The sequence below is a fragment of the Ruegeria sp. AK4 genome, assembly GCF_056541025.1.
The window spans coordinates 1-1,294 of record NZ_JBQFXS010000069.1; the positions used below are offsets into that span (position 1 = coordinate 1).

Below are 1,294 nucleotides of genomic sequence, written 5' to 3' on the forward strand. Positions count from 1 at the left end.
GTTATTCATTCTCGTCTCCAATCCTGTTCGAGGCGTTATCCTGTATTGGAGGCAGAATATCCCGGGCCCGGCTTCGCTACATCGGGCTTAGGTCTGATGATTTTCCGGCCGATTGTCCGGGTCCGAGGAATGAGAGTTTCAAATATCCATCACTTAAAAAGACCTGGTGATCCAATTTAGGCCTTGGGCAATGAGGTGTTGCCGCGTTGCTTTCCATGTTTTGCGGAACTCGGCTTCAGCGGTTGGCGGGTCTTGATTTGACAGCTGTCGTTTTCTTCCCGATTAGGGTCAGGATGCATTGATTCTCAAGGCGCTGCATGATTCACGGCTCGAAAAATGGAGTGGTGATATGAGCGACCTTTTCTGGCTGACCGACGAGCAGATGGCCAGGCTTTCCCCTTTCTTCCCGAAGTCGCACGGCAAGCCACGGGTCGATGACAAGAGAGTGCTGAGCGGGATTATCTTCGTCAATCGCAACGGGTTGCGCTGGCGCGACGCTCCCAAGGAATACGGACCGCATAAGACGCTGTACAGCCGGTGGAAACGATGGAGCGAGAAAGGCATCTTCGCGCGGATGATGGTCGGCCTGGCCGCCGAACATGGCGAGGAAAAGACCGTGATGATCGACGCGACGTATCTAAAGGCCCACCGCACCGCGACCAGCATGGCCGCGAAAAAGGGGGGCGTGGACGCCTGATTGGTCGGACCAAGGGTGGCATGAACACGAAGCTGCACGCCATCTGCGACAGCCAGGGGCGGCCGCTTAATCTATTCGTCACTGCCGGGCAGGTCAGCGATTACACCGGCGCACGGGCGTTACTCAGCAGTCTGCCAAAAGTCGACTGGCTACTCGGAGACCGCGGCTATGACGCCGACTGGTTCAGGGATGCGTTAAAAGACAAAGGGATACGCGCCTGCATCCCTGGCCGGAAGAAGCGCAAGGCTCCAGTCAAATACGACAAGCGGCGATACAAACGGCGCAACCGCATCGAGATCATGTTCGGCAGGCTCAAGGATTGGCGGCGCGTGGCAACACGCTATGACCGATCCCCAAAGGTCTTCCTCTCGGCCATCGCGCTCGCCGCTCTCGTCATCTATTGGTTATGAATCCTGACCCTAGGGCGGGCTGGATGAGGCCAACAACATATCTTCGATTGCCCGCCGCCGACTTCCTCGATCGAGGGTATAGGTGTTCCGCCTGAATTCCGCCCCTTCGAGCAGCGCTTTCACGTATCCAGACACAGTGTCGGCGGCCATGATCAAGGTCGAGTCGAGCGTGGCGCCCGCGAGACGG

At 57.5% G+C, this 1,294-nt stretch carries 1 protein-coding gene; it reads left to right on the forward strand.

What is annotated here, in order from left to right; genetic code table 11:
• Positions 1-349 precede the first annotated feature (349 nt).
• Positions 350-1,107, forward strand: a protein-coding gene (locus ACR0EZ_RS25885) for an IS5 family transposase (protein WP_480617713.1) whose coding sequence is annotated in 2 segments (ribosomal slippage) — positions 350-674 and positions 674-1,107 — 759 coding nt in all. Because the reading frame shifts where the segments join, the coding sequence is not laid out codon by codon here.
• Positions 1,108-1,294: the final 187 nt, after the last annotated feature.